Source organism: Streptomyces phaeolivaceus (assembly GCF_009184865.1).
Classification (GTDB): Bacteria; Actinomycetota; Actinomycetes; order Streptomycetales; family Streptomycetaceae; genus Streptomyces; species Streptomyces phaeolivaceus.
Window position 1 is genome coordinate 1,305,732 of record NZ_CP045096.1, and the last position, 14,424, is coordinate 1,320,155.

Consider the following 14,424-nt stretch of genomic DNA (forward strand, 5'->3'; position numbering starts at 1 on the left):
ACGACAGGAGCGTCATCCCCAATGACACCTGTCTCAGCGACTGGACTCCCGGTGACCCCGGCTCAGCGCCCCCGACCACCTCCCACGACGTGCCCCTCGACCGGCTCCGTCCCCGTCCCCTCGTCCGGGTCCTCCCCGATCACGGCGATCCGCCGCGCCACCGCCTCCGCGTCGACGCCCACGCCGCCCAGCACCTCCATGGCCCGCGACCCGCCGGCCGCGACCAGCACGGCGAGCAGATCGAGACCGTGGGCCGCCCGCTCACCCCGCAGCACGGCCCGGTCGTACGCCTGTGTCATCACCCGAGCCGCCACGGGCGACCAGCCGGGGGTGCCGGGTGCCCCCGGGACGACACCGGCGTCCTCGACACCGATCTGCCAGCGCAGTCCGTAGCCGATGCTGCGCTGCACCAGATAGCCGAGCAGCCGGGCGACCTGCGTCTCGTCGAAGACGGCGCGGACCTCGGCGTCGGACTCCATGAGCGAGTGCAGCAGATGGGCGGTGTCGATCTGCCGGTCCCCGTCGCGGAGGGCCCGTCTGCGCGCACCGGCGACCACCGAGGCCAGCTCGTCCGTGAGCCTGTCCTCGATCTCCACGTGGTCCGGACCATGGTCTACGGCCGACTGCCGGGGAATTCGGGATCGCACCCCTTCACCCCATCAGTCCCACCGCCCTCCGGTCATCCACGAAAGGAAGCATCTTCGCGTCCGACACAGGTTGCGTAGGGAGGAGCCACGTCTCCTCCCTACGGATGAGATCCGACCGCTCCGCCTCAGGCGCGCGCGCCTCCTTGCCCCGCACCCCGCACACGCCCCGGACCGATCCCTGACACTTCATCAGTATTGAATGTTCCGGCCCCCACGACTACGTTCCGCGACACCAGCGTCCGAGACGAAGGGGTTGTCGCATGGCCGATGTCAGCGCGGAGGCACGCATCGAGGCGCCCGCCGAGCAGGTCTGGGCCCGGCTCGTCGACTGGCCCGCGTACGGCGAGTGGAACGCGACCCACACCGGCTTCCCCAAGGGCGGCCCGGAGACCCTCGCGGTGGGCGGCACCTTCCAGGAGAACCTGCGGCTGATGGGTTTCCCGGCGGAGGTCGAGTGGACCATCGCCGAACTGGAGCCCGCCCGCACCCTGGCCATCGAGGGCAAGGGCCCGATGGCCGTGGACCTCGCCACCCGCTACACCCTCACCCCCGACGGCGACGCCACCCGGGTCCGTATCGACGGCCGGTTCACCGGCGCCGCCGTCTCCCTGATGGCGGGCAAGCTCAAGGACTCCGCCACGGCCGCGCTCGGCGAGTCGCTGCGCAAACTGAGCGCCCTCGTCAGCTGATCCCGCGCCCCACACCACCACCCGCACGCCCCACGCACACGCGAGGGCGCCCCGCGGAAACCTCCACGGGGCGCCCTCACTCACCGCTCACCCACACACTGCCTCAACCCACGTCGACCCAGTCCTAGTCGGCTCAGTCCTCGTCGGCGAGGATCAGATACAGCTTCTTGCGGGCTTCGTTGATCACGGTCAGCGCCTTGTCGCGCTGGTCCTTGTCGCCGGTCTTCCAGACCTGGCCGAACGCCTCCATCAGACCGAAGCCGGCCTGCCGGATCTCGCTCAGCGCCTCCCAGTCGACCCCGCGCGAGGCCTCTTCCCAAGGAGCCTCGGGCCCCTCGTCGGCCGCGGTGCGACCGGCCTCGGTGAGCGAGAACAGCTTCTTGCCGCCCTCGGTCGCGCTGGCGATCAGCCCCTCGTCCTCCAGCAACTGGAGGGTGGGGTACACCGAACCGGGGCTGGGCTTCCACGCCCCGCCACTGCGCTCGGCGATCTCCTGGATCATCTCGTAGCCGTGCATGGGCCTGTCCTTGAGAAGAGCCAGGATCGACGCGCGCACATCGCCGCGCCGCGCCCTGCCCCTCGGTCCGCCTCGGCCGCGCCCACCCCAGGGGCCCCCACCGAACGGTCCGAACGGCCCGGGACCACCATGGCCCGGCCCGAAGGGCCCGAAGGCGGCGCGCAGCGCCTCGGCGTCACCTCGGCCGTGGGGGTGCTCCCCACCACGGCGTCCATGTCCACGCTCGAATCCGAAGTCCTGTCCACGGGAACTCATCGCAATCACTCCATTCCATCGTTGATCTGTCGCGATGCCTCAACGATATATCGGGACCGGTCGCATGACAACCCCCGGTCCATGTCTCCCTCGCGATCCACCCCACCGCCACGGACACCGCTTCCGCGATCGGCCACGTTCTCCGCACGCCGCCGCATCGCACGCCGGTCACCCCGCCGCCTAGGGTGCGGGAATGATCTCCAACAGCTACCTCGCGTCACTGTTCTCGCTGGACGGCCGCGTCGCCGTCGTGACGGGCGGCAGCTCCGGCATCGGCAAGGCCATCACCGGAGCCCTCGCCCGCGCGGGAGCGAGCGTGGTGATCGTCGCGCGCAAGGAGGCTGAACTGACGGCCACGGTCGACGAGTTGACGGCGGACGGCTGCCGGGCGGCCCGAGTGAGCGCCGACCTGAGCACCCGCGCCGGCGTACGCGCGGCGGCCGAGCAGGCGGTAGAGGCGTTCGGCGAGCCCGACATCCTCGTCAACAGCGCCGGCGTCAACCTGCGCCCGCCGATGAGCGAGCTGGGCGAGGACGTGTGGGACACCACCATGGCCCTGAACCTGGACGCACCCTTCCTGCTGGGCCAGCGCTTCGGCCCCGGCATGGCCGAGCGGGGCTACGGCCGCATCATCCACATCACCTCCCAGCAGGCACACCGGGCGTTCGTCCGCAGCGGCGCGTACGGCGTCTCCAAGGGCGCCCTGGAGTCACTGGCCCGGTCACAGGCCGAGGAGTGGTCGCCGCACGGCGTCACCTGCAACACCCTGGTCCCCGGCTTCGTCCCGACCTCGCTCAACACCAGGCTGTCGTCCGACCCGGAGGCCGTGGCCGCCCTCGCCGCGCGCACCCTGGCCGGCCGCAACGGCCTGGCCGAGGACTTCGCCGGGGCGGCCGTGTTCCTGGCGGGCCGCTCCGCCGGCTACATCACCGGGCAGTCGATCTTCGTGGACGGCGGCTTCTCGGTCCACTGACCGACCGACCCCACACCGTACGAGGCCGCGCGCCCCGCCGAAGCCCACTGGCCCCCGAAAACCGGTCCACCTTCCTGGAATTGGCCTTGGCCCGCGGCTCCTCGGACCACCTAGCGTCGTCCCATGCGCATTCGTATCGTCGACGCCTTCACCGACCGCCCCTTCTCCGGCAACCCCGCCGGAGTCCTCCTCCTCGACGCCTTCCCCGACGACGCCTGGCTGCAGGACGTGGCCAAGGAGGTCAACCACGCCGAGACCGCGTTCGCCCACCCCCTCCCCGACGGCGGCCAGGCCGACTGGGCACTGCGCTGGTTCACCCCGGTCGCCGAGGTGGCGATGTGCGGCCACGCCACCCTGGCCACCGCGCACGTCCTGACCAGTACGCACACCCACGAGGGCCCGGTCCGGTTCGCCACCCGCAGCGGTGTCCTCGTCGCCACACCCCGCCCGGACGGCTCCCTCACCCTCGACTTCCCGACCGCGCCCCTCACCCCGGTCGCCGTCCCCGAGGGCGTCGCCGAGGCCCTCGGAGCCGAGCCGCTCGGGGCCGTCGACACCGGCCCGAACCTCGGCGACCTGCTGGTGGAACTCGCCGACGAGAAGACGGTCCTGGGCCTCGCCCCCGACCTGCGCTCCCTCGGCCGCTACTCCGCGCGCGGCCTCATCGCCACCGCCCGCGCCGAGGACCCCACCGCCGGCCACGACTACGTCTCGCGCTGCTTCTTCCCCAACCTCGGCATCGACGAGGACCCGGTCACGGGCAGCGCCCACACCGCGCTCGCCCCGTACTGGTCCGCGCGCCTGGGCAACCCGGACCTCACCGGCCTCCAGGCCTCCGCCCGCTCGGGCAACGTCCGGACCGAGCTCCGCGGCGACCGCACCCTGCTCTCCGGCCGCGCGGTCACCGTCATCGACGGCGAACTCCTCGCCTGACCGCACGGTCCCCACCGCGACCACCGCGCCGCCCGGGACCGTACGCCACCGCTCACGGGGTCGGCAGCCAGGGCACCTTCCCCGCCAGCAGCGCGTATCCCACGAACGCCCCGATGTCGAGCAGCGAGTGGGCCACCACCAGCGGGCCCACTCGCCCCCACCGCCGGTACAGATAGACGAAGACCACGCCCATCACCATGTTGCCGATGAAGCCGCCGATGCCCTGGTAGAGGTGGTACGAGCCGCGCAGCACCGAGCTGGCGGCGAGCGCGCTGCCCGGCGACCAGCCCAGCTGCTGGAGCCGGCGCAGCAGATACGCGACCACGATGACCTCTTCGAGGACCGCGTTCTGGATCGCGGAGAGGATCAGCACGGGGTACTTCCACCACACCTCGGGCAGCGCCTCCGGCACCACCGTGAGGTTGAAGCCGAGTTCGCGGGCCGCCAGATAGAAGGCGATGCCCGTGCTGCCGATCACCGCGGCGATCGCCGCGCCCCGCCCGAGGTCGGGCCATGGCCTCGTCCGGTCGAACCCGAGGGTGCGCAGCCCGGCGCCCTCGCGCAGCAGGAAGTGCGCGACCAGGGCGACGGGCACCAGGGCGGTCGTGATCCCGAAGAGCTGCCACGCGAGGTCGAGCCAGGGCCGCCCCGGCGCGGCCGAGGCGTTCATGGTGGCCGCCTGGTCCTTCAGCCCGCCCGGCCTGGTGACCGAGCCGATGAAGCTGATCAGCGCGGACACCCCGCTCGCGCCGAGCGAGACCGCGAGGACGAGCAGTGTCTCGTCCCTCAGGATCCGTCGCCCCGGCCGCTCCCCCGGCAACGCACCCTCAACCGACTCCGCCTGCCCCTGCACCCACGCCTCCAGTTGTCCGGCCCCACCGAGGGTCCATCATCACCCGCGGCGGTTCCGTACATTCCGGCGGCTTACCTCACAGGAGCCCGCAGGGGCTCACAGGTGGCTCACCGGGCGTCTCAGCCCAGCGGTACCGGTTCCGGCAATCCGACCGGCCAGCTGTGGACGGGCTCCCCGGAGTGCATCAGCTCGCCGTACCGCCGCGTGGTGGCGGCCAGCGCCGCGTCCCTGCCGAGCCCCTTGGCCAGCGCCTGATGGAACGTTTCCACCTGCCAGGACGCCCCGTTGACCCGACGTCGGCAGCGCTCCTCGATCACCCCGAGATAGAAGTCCCGGTCGACCGGCTCGACCCCCCAGGCGTCCAGCCCCACCTCCGCGAGCGGCAACAACTCGTCCCGTACGAGGTTCACCGCGTCCACCGGTCCGACGCCGCCGTAGCGCCCGCGCGGCCACTGCAGCCGTGCGTCGATGCCGTGCCGGCACGCCTCGTCGAAGTTGGCCGCGGCGGCCTCGAACGGCAGCCTCGTCCACACCGGCCGCGACTCCTCGGCGAGGGCGCGGACGACCCCGTAGTAGAAGGCGGCGTTGGCGATGACGTCCGTGATGGTCGGTCCGGCGGGCAGCACCCGGTTCTCGACGCGCAGGTGCGGGACCCCGTCGGCGATGCCGTAGACCGGGCGGTTCCAGCGGTAGATCGTGCCGTTGTGCAGGGTCAGTTCGGCGAGCGAGGGCACACCGCCCGCGTCGAGAACCTCCATCGGATCCTCGTCGTCGCAGATGGGCAGCAGCGCCGGGAAGAAGCGCAGGTTCTCCTCGAACAGGTCGAACGCCGAGGAGATCCACCGCTCCCCGAACCAGGTGCGCGGCCGTACCCCCTGGGCCTGGAGTTCGGGCGGCCGGGTGTCGGTGGACTGCTGGAACAGCGGCGGGCGCGACTCCCGCCACAGCTCGTGCCCGAACAGGAAGGGCGAGTTGGCGCCGATGGCGATCTGCGCGGCGGTGACCGCCTGGGCGGCGTTCCACACATCGGCGAACCGGCCCGGGGTGACCTGGAGGTGCAACTGCACGGAGGTGCAGGCGGCCTCGGGCGCGATGGACTTCGAGGTGCAGACGAGCCGCTCGACCCCGTCGATGTCCAGGGTGAAATCCTCGCCGCGGGCGGCGACGATCTGATCGTTCAGTAGGGTGTAGCGGTCGCCCGCCGAGAGATTCGACGAGACCAGGTCGTCACGGCCCAGCGTGGGCAGGATGCCGATCATCACGATTCCCGCGCCCACCTCGATCGCCTTGCGGTCGGCATAGGCGAGGGAGGTGCGCAGCTCCTCGGAAAGCTGGTCGAATACCCGGCCGCCCAGCCGGTGTGGGGCAATGTTGACTTCCAGATTGAACATGGCGAGTTCTGTTTGGAAATCTCTGCTGGCAATCCGCTCCAGTACTTGCGCATTCATCATTCTCGGCAGACCGTCGCCGTCGACCAGGTTCAACTCGATCTCCACACCCATGAGGTTCTTGGGGCGGTCGAACCGCTTCTCCTCCAACAGCCGTGCCAGCCCCGCCAGGCACTGGCGGAGCTTGTCGCGGTACTGCTGGCGATCGGAGAGGCCAAACGGCCCCGCCACGACCTTCTCCCCCATCGAAGTGTCCCTCCTCGGATGGGCAGGCCGACGAACCGGCCACTGCTGTCCCGGGTCCACGGATGATGATGCCCAGGCCGAGCCACCGATAACGTCCCACGCACGACCTGCACACGCTAGGCTGAGCGCGGTCACGTCCAACCTTATTCACTCGGCGTGCTTCTGGCACATTCACCGGGCAAGAATGAGCACGCGCTTTCCGCCCTGGGCGCTTTCGTGAAAAGCGCCGACGAGAACCGGCCGTCCGCCACACGACGGTAATCCGAGGTCACCGACACACCCCCACGGAAAAGCGGGGTGACGTCCATGTTCCGGCGACCGGATACCGCCTTGCTCTTCATATTCGGAACGGCTAGACGAAACCTCTGGTGAACACGTGTCGTATAAACTCCGCAAACGAGGCTGAGAGCCGGCACTCGCGGTCCTCGGTCCTGCCGTCAGGTCCTGCGCGGCGGACCCGACCCACGCATCCGGACCCCGGGCACCCGTCTCTCCGATCCCCGAGAGCTGACAGCGCCGTCCGCCCCCGCCCTCGCGCCACCGTGCCTGTCGAATTGAGAGGCGACCCACCATGCCGCTGCATGTCCCCCCGGCTCCCGCGCCCGCCCTGCGCACCGTCCTCACGGCACTCGGTTCCCCCACCGCCGTCCACGAGGCGCGAACCCCCTCCCTGAAGAACGCCCAGGGCCCGGCCGTACCCGAACTGCCCCTGCCCGTCCATGTGCTCGACCGCGTCACCCCGGAGGGCACGGGTGCCACCCGGCTCACCGGATGGCGGTTCCTGATCCGCTGTGGCGACCGCGCCGTGGCCGCCGCCGAGACCCGGCTGACCCCGGACGGCTGGGCGTTCTCGCACTTCTTCGAGGGCCCGTACATCGCCTCCACCGAGCGCGCCCTGCGCCAGGCCGAGGTCATGCAGCAGCCCTACCAGCCTCGCCTGCTGTCGGTGCCCGAGCTGTACATGCTCACGCTCTGGCTGCACGCCGACCCCACCGCCGACGGCACCACCGGCCACCCGGCACCGACCGATCTGCTGGTCCCGCTGGCACCCGCGCCACCGGGCATCGCCGCCCACCGCCCGCACCGGGTCGCCGACCTCCTCCCGGTGCTGACCACCCGCCTTTCACCCGCGCCGCTCCTCGGATCGCCCGCCTGAAACCCCACCCGAAACCCCGTCCGAAACCAGGGTCGCCCCGTCACACGCACCGCTCGCGCCCCGCCGCCGATATACCGGTGGCGGGGCACTTGTTTCCGTTACCGAGAATTCCCGCTCTTTCGGGCGCCAATACGCTCGTACGAGCTATTCGGACGCCCTTCCCGCGGCAGGACTAGCCCTATCCGGCCACGGCGAACCACCCGAAGGGACAGTGCGGTCGGGATGAACCGTCCGCGCGAGGGATGCGTCATCAACCTGTGAAGAAGCCGTGCTGCGAAATGCCTGCGGATTGACGCCCGTGGGGCAACACTGGGACCGGACCGATTTATCAACGGGGGGCGGCCATGAACGGGGCATCAAGCCGCGGGTCAGACAAACCAGCCATCTCAGACCACACGACAAGCCGAAAGATCCCAACAACCATGTGCCAGCACCAGCCACTGTGCCCGACTGCCGAATCCGCCGACCGGGAAGGCGCCCGACTCGTGGCGCACCACCCGGAGCAGGGATGGAGCCTGCTCTGCAACGGCGTTCTGCTCTTCGAGGACACCGGTGAGCTCCTGCCGGACGGCCAGATCATCGCCCCGCACCGCCCGATGGGCAGTGTGGTGACCGCCGCCTGAGCCGCACTCACGTGCGCACAGGGTGAGCGTCCCCGCACAGGACGTCCGCCCGGACAGAAGAGGGGCCGGCCGGAGAAGCACTCTCCGAACCGGCCCCGACGCGTATCCGGGTGTGACTACTCTTCGTAGGCGTCCAGTGGCGGACAGGAACAGACCAGGTTCCGGTCCCCGAAGGCCTGGTCGATCCGGCGCACCGGCGGCCAGTACTTGTCGGCGGGCGACACCCCGGCCGGGAAGACCGCCTCCGCGCGCGTGTAGGCGTGCTTCCACTCCCCGCCGAGCGCCGCCGCGGTGTGCGGAGCGTTGCGCAGCGGGTTGTCGTCCGCGGGCCACTGACCCGAGCCGACCTTCTCGATCTCCGCGCGGATCGCGATCATCGCCTCGCAGAACCGGTCCAGTTCGCCGAGGTCCTCCGACTCGGTCGGCTCGATCATCAGCGTCCCGGCCACCGGGAACGACATCGTCGGCGCGTGGAAGCCGTAGTCGATCAGCCGCTTGGCGATGTCGTCGACGCTCACCCCGGTCGACTTGGCCAGCGGCCGCAGGTCGATGATGCACTCGTGCGCCACCAGTCCGCCCGGACCGGTGTACAGCACCGGGTAGTGCGGCTCCAGCCGCTTGGCGATGTAGTTGGCGCTGAGCACCGCCACCTGAGTGGCCCGCTTCAGCCCCTCACCGCCCATGAGCCGGACGTACGCCCAGGAGATCGGCAGAATGCCCGCCGACCCCCACGGGGCCGCCGAGATCGGCCCCACGCCCGTCTCCGGGCCGGCCGCCGGCTGCAACGGGTGGTTCGGCAGATACGGCGCCAGATGCTCGCGCACCGCCACCGGGCCGACGCCCGGACCGCCGCCGCCGTGCGGGATGCAGAAGGTCTTGTGCAGGTTCAGGTGCGAGACGTCCCCGCCGAAGTGGCCCGGCTTGGCGAGGCCCACCAGCGCGTTGAGGTTGGCGCCGTCGACGTACACCTGACCGCCCGCGTCGTGCACCTGCGCGCAGATCTCGGCCACGTGCTCCTCGAACACGCCGTGCGTCGACGGATAGGTGATCATCAGCACGGACAGCTCGTCGCGGTACTGCTCGATCTTGGCCCGCAGATCCTCGACGTCGATCTCACCGTCCTCGGCGGTCTTCACGACGACGACCTTCATCCCGGCCATGACCGCGCTCGCCGCGTTCGTCCCGTGCGCGGAGGACGGGATCAGACACACGGTCCGCTGCTCGTCGCCACGCGCCCGGTGATAACCGCGTACGGCCAGCAGCCCGGCCAGCTCACCCTGCGAGCCCGCGTTCGGCTGCAGCGACACCTTGTCGTACCCGGTGGCTTCCGCCAGCCGCTCCTCCAGCTCACGGATGAGCGTGAGATACCCCTGCGCCTGCCCGGCGGGCGCGAACGGGTGCAGCTGCCCGAACTCCGGCCAGGTCACCGGCTCCATCTCGGTGGTCGCGTTGAGCTTCATCGTGCAGGAGCCCAGCGGGATCATGCCCCGGTCCAGCGCGTAGTCCCGGTCGGCGAGCCGGCGCAGATAGCGCAGCATCGCGGTCTCGGAGCGGTGGTCGTGGAAGACCGGGTGCGTGAGGTAGTCGTCCGTGCGCAGCAGCGCCTCGGGCAGCGTGTCCTCGGCGGCCGAGTCGAGCGCCTCGACGTCGCCCTCCACCCCGAACGCGGTCCATACGGCGCCCAGCTGCGCCCTGGTCGTGGTCTCGTCGCAGGAGATGGACACCTGGTCGGCGTCCACGAGGTGCAGGTTCACGCCATGTTCCCGCGCGGCGGCGACGACCTCACCGGCCCGTCCCGGCACCCGCACGGTGAGCGTGTCGAAGTACGCCCCGTGCACGACCTCGATCCCACCGGCCGCGAGCCCGGCGGCGAGCACGGTGGCGTAGCGGTGCGTACGCCGGGCGACGGTCCGCAGCCCCTCGGGCCCGTGGTAGACGGCGTACATCCCGGCCATCACGGCGAGCAGCACCTGTGCCGTACAGATGTTGCTGGTCGCCTTCTCCCGGCGGATGTGCTGCTCCCGCGTCTGCAGGGCGAGCCGGTACGCCTTGTGTCCGTCCGCGTCCACGGACACCCCGACGAGCCGTCCGGGCAGGCTGCGTGCGAACTTCTCCCCTACGGCCATGTAGCCCGCGTGCGGCCCTCCGAAGCCCATCGGCACACCGAACCGCTGTGTCGTGCCCACCGCGATGTCCGCACCCAGCTCACCGGGCGAGGCGAGCAGCGTCAGTGCCAGCAGATCGGCGGCGACGGTGACGAGCGCGCCGAGCGCGTGCGCCTGCTCGATCACCGGCTTCAGATCACGTACGACACCGGAGGCGCCCGGGTACTGCAGCAGCACCCCGTTGATGTCGCGAGAGGCGATCTCGGCCGGAATCCCCTGGCTGAGGTCGGCCACGACGACCTCGACCCCGGTCGGCTCGGCCCGGGTCTCGATCACGGCGATCGTCTGCGGCAGCGCGTCCGCGTCGACGAGGAAGAGCCCCTTCTTGTTCTTCCCCATCCGCCGGGACAACGCCATGGCCTCGGCGGCGGCGGTCCCCTCGTCGAGCAGGGAGGCCCCGGAGGTGGGCAGCCCGGTCAGTTCGGCGACGACGGTCTGGAAGTTGAGCAGCGCCTCCAGCCGCCCCTGGGAGATCTCGGGCTGATACGGCGTGTAGGCGGTGTACCAGGCCGGGTTCTCCATGACGTTCCGCAGAATGACCGGCGGTGTGAAGGTCCCGTAGTAGCCGAGCCCGATCATCGAGCCGAGCACCTGGTTGCGGTCCGCCAGCGACCGCAGCTCGGCGAGCACCTCGGCCTCGGTGCGCGCGCCCGGCAGATCCAGCGCCTCGGCGTTCTTGATCACATCCGGGACCGCGGCGGCCGTCAGCTCGTCGAGCGAGCCGTATCCGACGTGCGCGAGCATCTTGGCCCGTGCCTCGACGTCCGGGCCGATGTGGCGCCGCTCGAAGGGGATTCCCTGTTCGAGTTCGGAGAGCGGAATGCGATGGGCGGTCATTACGGAGGCCTCCTGGTCTGACACGACCTTCGAGGGGCACCACGGCACGGGTGCCCCGACGGCCTCCCCCTCTGTCATCTCAACCTGAGAGCTTCACCGGTCCAGGTACGAACCGGCTTTCACCGTCGGTGAGAGCGGATGCCATGACACCCGCTCTGCTTTCCAGAGTGACCTCGTCCGTGCGGTACGTGAGCCTGAGAGATTCCGGGGAGGAGTTGCTCCTTCGGCGCCTCCGGATGGTGTCCGGAGGACTCTCCCGCACGGGGTCGACAGCCGCTGCCAGCGTATCAGCGCGGTCAACGCACGGGTCTTCGAGTGGCCGCCGCCCCCGATGTGGCTTTTCGTAGTGGTGAGAGACGACGCGCCACCCCTTTGCGACCACCTGGAGGGCCCGTGCAGACCGACATCGATCCGCGCAATCTGATCGGCCGCAAGGCGTTCGACCGCAAGGGCAGCAAGATCGGCACCGTCGACGAGGTCTATCTCGACGACGCGACCGGTGTCCCCGAGTGGGCCGCGATACGCATGGGCTTCTTCGGCCGGGACGCCTTCGTCCCCCTGGAGCCCAGCCACCTCGCCGAAGGCACCCTCCACGTCCCCTTCGACCGCGCCCTCATCAAGGACGCCCCCGACTTCGGCGTGGGCCGCCATCTCTCCCCCGAACAGGAACTCCAGCTCTACCACCACTACGGCCTGGACATAGCCCCACCGCCACCCGCGGACCACAACTTCGGCAACGTGACAGGCCAGGACGACCCCTGAACCCGGCCCCCGCCTCCCCACCGGCCACCCCCGTCCTGCTCCCGCCCCACCTCATCCTCTTGCCCCCCGCCCTCCTCAAGCCATGCCCCTCTTCATCCCGCCGCGACGGCGCCGAGCCACAGCGTCGTTCCCCGGCGGTGCCGTGCGACCTCAGCCCCTCACCGCACCCGACACCAACGGCAACGGCTCCGCCGGCTCCAGCCCCGGATCATCGGTCCTGAAGGTCCGCACCCGCCCAGGCCCCACATCGTCCGGTCTCTCGAACCGCACGGTCACCCTCCCCAGCCCGCTACCCTGCACCCACCCGTGCCCGTACTCGGCATGCCGCACGTCGTGCCCGGCCCTCCACTGCCGCTCGGCGACCGCACCCGCGCCCGCCTCCACCACGGGCACCTCGGCGTCCACCGTCTCCTCCTCCACAAGCTCCGGCTCCCCGGCCGCCTGCGCGAACAGATCCTCCTGCGTGTAGTCGGCGAGCCCGCTGACCCCGACCCCGAGCAGCCGCACCCCACCCGTCGTGTCCACGGCCTCCAGCAGCCGCCCCGCGGCCTCCCGCACCACCGCCGGGTCGTCCGTCGGCCCCCGCAACGTCTCGGACCGGGTCAGCGTGGAGAAGTCGTACCGCCGCACCTTCAACACGATCGTCCGCCCGGACAGCCCGGCCCCCCGCAACCTCCGCACACACCGGTCCGCGAGCCGCCGCACCTCCATCCGCACCCGCACCCGGTCATGGATGTCCACGTCGTAGGTGTCCTCCACCGACACCGACTTCGTGTCCCGCTCGGCCACCACCGCCCGGTCGTCCCGCGCCAGCGCCATCGCGTACAGCCCGTGCCCATGGGCCTTCCCGAGCAGCCGTACGACCTCGTCCTCGCCCGCCTCCACGATCTCCTCGACCGTGGTGATCCCGGCCCGCCGCAGATGGTCCCCGGTCGCCGGCCCCACCCCCGGCAGGATCCGTACGGACATCGGCCCCAGCAGCTCCCGCTCGGTGCCCGGATCGATCAGCGCCAGCCCGTCCGGCTTGGCCTGCTCGGAGGCGATCTTCGCGAGCATCTTGGAGGCGGCCAGCCCCACGGATCCGGTCAGCGCGGTCACCGCCCGGATGTCCGCCCGCAACCGCACCCCCACCAGCCGCGCCGACGCCTCGTCCCAGGCCGCGTCCCCGGCCTCCAGGTCCACGAACGCCTCGTCCAGGCTCAGCGGCTCCACCAGCGGCGACAGATCACGCAACAGCCCCATGACCTGATCGCTGATCGCCCGGTAGAACGTGAAGCGCGGCGTGAGATACGCGGCGTTCGGCGCGAGCCGACGCGCCTGGGCCATCGGCATCGCCGAGTGCACCCCGAAGGCCCGCGCCTCGTACGAGGCGGTCGCAACCACCCCACGCGGCCCGAGCCCGCCCACGACAACGGCTTTCCCCCGCAGACTCGGCTTGGACGCCTGCTCCGCCGAGGCGTAGAAGGCATCCATGTCGAGATGCAGGATCGTGGGCGCGGTTCTCACATCTCCGATGCTGCCCTACGCCACTGACAATGCCCCGTACCGCCGGAGTCCCGTACCGCTCGGCCGGGGGGCGGGGACGCCCCTCAGACCGCCCGGTTCCGCCGCCGCGCCAGCTCGTCCGACGGGTTGTGACCCACGAGCGTCTCCCCCGTGTCGACCCGCTCCCCGTGCAGCTGGGAGAGAGCGCTTTCCACATCACGCCAGACCACCCCTACGGCGATCCCGAAGACCCCCTGGCCGCCCTGGAGCAGGGCGTGGACCTCGTCGGGCGAGGTGCACTCGTAGACCGTCGCCCCGTCGCTCATCAGCGTCATCCGCTCCAGATCGCTGAAGCCCCGCTCGCGCAGGTGCTGGACGGCGGTGCGGATGTTCTGCAGCGACACTCCCGTGTCGAGGAACCGTTTCACGATCTTCAGGACGACGACGTCCCGGAAGCTGTAGAGCCGCTGCGTCCCCGAGCCCTGGGCGGACCGCACACTCGGCTCCACCAGGCCGGTCCGGGCCCAGTAGTCGAGCTGCCGATAGGTGATGCCGGCGGCCGCGCACGCGGTGGGGCCGCGGTAGCCGACGTTCTCGTGCGGCTCGGGCGCCGCTTCCGCGCTGTCCTGCACGGCCGTGGGCCGCTGCGGGACGTGACCGGCCGCGCTGCTGTGAAGCGGGTACGGGCCGCCGTCCCCCAGCCTGCGTCCGGGGGCACCCCCAGCCGTACCGTCGCCGCTGCTTCTCACGCCGACCTCCGTCCTTGACCTGCCTCATCGACGGTAGGCAGCCACCAGGGGTGCGTCAACGACCACCGCACTCGCCACGCCGAGTGATAATCACCCTGAGAGTGGTTTCCCGTGCCCTCCCGTGGGGAAAGGCTAGCCGAATGCGC

General features: G+C 70.8%; 13 protein-coding genes and 1 riboswitch. Of the genes, 6 read left to right on the forward strand and 7 right to left on the reverse strand.

All coding sequences use genetic code 11. From position 1 onward, the window contains the following. Positions 1-62: 62 nt before the first annotated feature. Positions 63-596: a Clp protease N-terminal domain-containing protein gene (locus F9278_RS06270; protein WP_152167377.1), complete on the reverse strand. Its 534-nt coding sequence runs from the start codon at positions 594-596 to the stop codon at positions 63-65. A 311-nt stretch (positions 597-907) separates the two neighbouring features. On the opposite strand from F9278_RS06270, the gene F9278_RS06275 reads away from it, so the two are divergent. Continuing rightward, positions 908-1,336 (forward strand): type II toxin-antitoxin system Rv0910 family toxin, encoded by a 429-nt coding sequence (locus tag F9278_RS06275; protein ID WP_152167378.1) that lies wholly within the window; start codon positions 908-910, stop codon positions 1,334-1,336. A 133-nt stretch (positions 1,337-1,469) separates the two neighbouring features. Here F9278_RS06275 and F9278_RS06280 read toward each other — a convergent pair whose 3' ends face one another. Further along, positions 1,470-2,108 (reverse strand): PadR family transcriptional regulator, encoded by a 639-nt coding sequence (locus tag F9278_RS06280; protein ID WP_152167379.1) that lies wholly within the window; start codon positions 2,106-2,108, stop codon positions 1,470-1,472. Between the two features lie 193 nt (positions 2,109-2,301). On the opposite strand from F9278_RS06280, the gene F9278_RS06285 reads away from it, so the two are divergent. Further along, positions 2,302-3,081, forward strand: coding sequence for an SDR family NAD(P)-dependent oxidoreductase (locus tag F9278_RS06285; protein WP_152167380.1), 780 nt, complete (start codon positions 2,302-2,304; stop codon positions 3,079-3,081). Positions 3,082-3,204: 123 nt separating this feature from the next. Further along, positions 3,205-4,014: a PhzF family phenazine biosynthesis protein gene (locus tag F9278_RS06290; RefSeq protein ID WP_152167381.1), complete on the forward strand. Its 810-nt coding sequence runs from the start codon at positions 3,205-3,207 to the stop codon at positions 4,012-4,014. 52 nt (positions 4,015-4,066) lie between these two features. Here the strand turns inward: F9278_RS06290 and F9278_RS06295 are convergent, their stop codons facing one another. Next, entirely contained in the window at positions 4,067-4,867 is an 801-nt protein-coding gene (locus F9278_RS06295; RefSeq protein WP_152167382.1) for a CPBP family intramembrane glutamic endopeptidase, read from the reverse strand. A gap of 119 nt (positions 4,868-4,986) precedes the next feature. Further along, positions 4,987-6,501, reverse strand: coding sequence for a glutamate-cysteine ligase family protein (locus tag F9278_RS06300; RefSeq protein WP_152167383.1), 1,515 nt, complete (start codon positions 6,499-6,501; stop codon positions 4,987-4,989). A gap of 571 nt (positions 6,502-7,072) precedes the next feature. On the opposite strand from F9278_RS06300, the gene F9278_RS06305 reads away from it, so the two are divergent. Continuing rightward, a complete protein-coding gene (locus F9278_RS06305) occupies positions 7,073-7,657 on the forward strand; it encodes a hypothetical protein (protein WP_152167384.1) in 585 nt (194 codons plus the stop codon). A gap of 422 nt (positions 7,658-8,079) precedes the next feature. Further along, the gene (locus F9278_RS06310; RefSeq protein WP_086756025.1) at positions 8,080-8,280 is read left to right on the forward strand and encodes a DUF5999 family protein; all 201 of its coding nucleotides are present in this window, start codon (positions 8,080-8,082) and stop codon (positions 8,278-8,280) included. A gap of 116 nt (positions 8,281-8,396) precedes the next feature. Here the strand turns inward: F9278_RS06310 and gcvP are convergent, their stop codons facing one another. Beyond that, positions 8,397-11,282, reverse strand: a complete 2,886-nt coding sequence (gcvP, locus tag F9278_RS06315; RefSeq protein ID WP_152167385.1) for an aminomethyl-transferring glycine dehydrogenase — start codon at positions 11,280-11,282, stop codon at positions 8,397-8,399. A 172-nt stretch (positions 11,283-11,454) separates the two neighbouring features. Then, positions 11,455-11,551, reverse strand: a riboswitch (glycine riboswitch). A 124-nt stretch (positions 11,552-11,675) separates the two neighbouring features. On the opposite strand from gcvP, the gene F9278_RS06320 reads away from it, so the two are divergent. Continuing rightward, positions 11,676-12,044: a PRC-barrel domain-containing protein gene (locus F9278_RS06320; RefSeq protein WP_152167386.1), complete on the forward strand. Its 369-nt coding sequence runs from the start codon at positions 11,676-11,678 to the stop codon at positions 12,042-12,044. A gap of 150 nt (positions 12,045-12,194) precedes the next feature. On the opposite strand, the gene F9278_RS06325 is transcribed toward F9278_RS06320, so the two are convergent. Continuing rightward, entirely contained in the window at positions 12,195-13,550 is a 1,356-nt protein-coding gene (locus F9278_RS06325) for a DNA polymerase IV (protein WP_152167387.1), read from the reverse strand. A gap of 83 nt (positions 13,551-13,633) precedes the next feature. Further along, entirely contained in the window at positions 13,634-14,161 is a 528-nt protein-coding gene (locus tag F9278_RS06330; RefSeq protein ID WP_152173726.1) for a MerR family transcriptional regulator, read from the reverse strand. Between the last annotated feature and the right edge of the window lie 263 nt (positions 14,162-14,424).

Bases quoted from the DNA above. Each gene is read 5' to 3' on its own strand.
- F9278_RS06275 (WP_152167378.1), top strand. From the start codon at position 908: ATGGCCGATGTCAGCGCGGAGGCACGCATCGAGGCGCCCGCCGAGCAG.
- F9278_RS06280 (WP_152167379.1), bottom strand. From the start codon at position 2,108: ATGAGTTCCCGTGGACAGGACTTCGGATTCGAGCGTGGACATGGACGC.
- F9278_RS06285 (WP_152167380.1), top strand. From the start codon at position 2,302: ATGATCTCCAACAGCTACCTCGCGTCACTGTTCTCGCTGGACGGCCGC.
- F9278_RS06290 (WP_152167381.1), top strand. From the start codon at position 3,205: ATGCGCATTCGTATCGTCGACGCCTTCACCGACCGCCCCTTCTCCGGC.
- F9278_RS06300 (WP_152167383.1), bottom strand. From the start codon at position 6,501: ATGGGGGAGAAGGTCGTGGCGGGGCCGTTTGGCCTCTCCGATCGCCAG.
- F9278_RS06305 (WP_152167384.1), top strand. From the start codon at position 7,073: ATGCCGCTGCATGTCCCCCCGGCTCCCGCGCCCGCCCTGCGCACCGTC.
- F9278_RS06310 (WP_086756025.1), top strand. From the start codon at position 8,080: ATGTGCCAGCACCAGCCACTGTGCCCGACTGCCGAATCCGCCGACCGG.
- gcvP (WP_152167385.1), bottom strand. From the start codon at position 11,282: ATGACCGCCCATCGCATTCCGCTCTCCGAACTCGAACAGGGAATCCCC.